Source organism: Bacillus sp. S/N-304-OC-R1 (assembly GCF_019749375.1).
GTDB lineage: Bacteria > Bacillota > Bacilli > Bacillales > Cytobacillaceae > Cytobacillus.
The window spans coordinates 1-1,512 of sequence record NZ_JACWFE010000034.1; the positions used below are offsets into that span (position 1 = coordinate 1).

At 34.3% G+C, this 1,512-nt stretch carries 1 protein-coding gene; it reads left to right on the forward strand.

Annotated elements, in window-relative coordinates; translation table 11 throughout:
- The first annotated feature begins 142 nt into the window (after positions 1 to 142).
- The gene (locus tag H0173_RS22095) at positions 143 to 1,390 is read left to right on the forward strand and encodes an IS4 family transposase (protein WP_221848942.1); all 1,248 of its coding nucleotides are present in this window, start codon (positions 143 to 145) and stop codon (positions 1,388 to 1,390) included.
- Positions 1,391 to 1,512: the final 122 nt, after the last annotated feature.

A 1,512-nucleotide genomic window follows, 5' to 3' on the forward strand; every position in this document is an offset into this window, starting at 1 on the left:
CCACTAGTCTTGCATGACTTTTAAATAATTGCATTTCTTCAAAAAAAAGTATTTACACACAAGAAAAAAACTCCTATTGTAGAAGTTGTTGACCTTGTTATGTTCCCTAAACAAACAAGTCTTCTACAAAGGAGTTTTTCCAATGAATAATAAAAGTATAGGACGAGAGATGCTCATCTGTCAATGCTTATCGCTTCTGCCAACAGAGGATTTTGACTGTCCATTGATTGATTATGACAATTACAAACTTTCGACAAAGTCACTTTTAAAAATCTTCGTTGCAGCACAGCTAGACCAATGGAGTTCTTATAGTCACATGGAAGAAAAGCTTAGAGCCTATCCAAAATTACGTGAGGAAATAAGAATTCAAGGCATTAGCGGTTCTCAATTAAGTCGTCGAATCAATGAGCTTCCTACAGAATGGGTCCAAAAACTCTTTGAAAAAGTGGTTAGAAAAATTAAGCAGCTAACACACGAACATAAAGGAATTCCCGACGGAATAGGACGGTTAAATATCGTAGATTCTACCGAGATTCGATTACCGGAAAATCTTTGTGATTGGGCTTTTATTTCAAAAGGACATAATGCCGTGAAAATGCATACCCGATTAGTTGTCGCCTCACCAGACACGGTCTTTCCAGACAAAATTATTCCATCAACAGGCACCGTGAGTGACTTCGAAAGTTCCAACTTTATCATTGAAGAAGATAATGCCACTTACGTTATGGACAGAGGGTATCCATCCAAGAAGAATTTAATCAATTGGTTAGAGAAGGGCATTTCATTCGTTGTCCGTATTTCAAAAAGCTTGGTACTGTATTCTTTAGAAGAATATGAGCCTACTCGTTTATCTGTTAAAAGAGATGCCAAAGTGAACTTTGGGGTTTCAAATGTACCAGTTCGATACATAGAATTTGTGGACGAAAAGGATAGAGTTTATCGAATTTTAACAACTCGCTTTGATTTAACTGATCAACAAATCCTAGATATCTATAAAAATCGTTGGCTCATTGAACTGTTCTTTAAATGGATTAAAGGCCATCTAAAACTAACAAAGATTTGGAGTACCAAACCACAAGGAATCTGGAATCAAATGTTCTTAGCTCTTATTGCATTTGGCGTTTCACTTATCATAAAACTACAAACCAAGTCGACAAAAACTTCTTGGGTTTTCTTTCGTATATTACAAACATATTTATTCTTACCTGGCGATAAATTACTGATTGAGCTAAAAAGAAAAAAGAAAAAATCAAAAGGAAGACAAAAGATTCCTATTCCAATTGAAAAGGAGAAACCTTCTTTTGGAAATATAGCTTTGGTCAAAGAAAGCGGCAAGAAACAGCGAAATAAAAACGATAGAAAGCATGAGAAAAAGTTAGGGAATTATTAATAGGAAAAAATAGGGAACAAGGTTATTTTAATACCGTGTTTCCTTTTTTAAATAAATAAGAAGAAATTAATAGTAAAATTTTTGAATAAATTCAAATAAAATGAACGCATGCAAGGCTAGTG

Coding starts and splice junctions, on each gene's coding strand:
- H0173_RS22095 (WP_221848942.1), top strand. CDS start 143: ATGAATAATAAAAGTATAGGACGAGAGATGCTCATCTGTCAATGCTTA.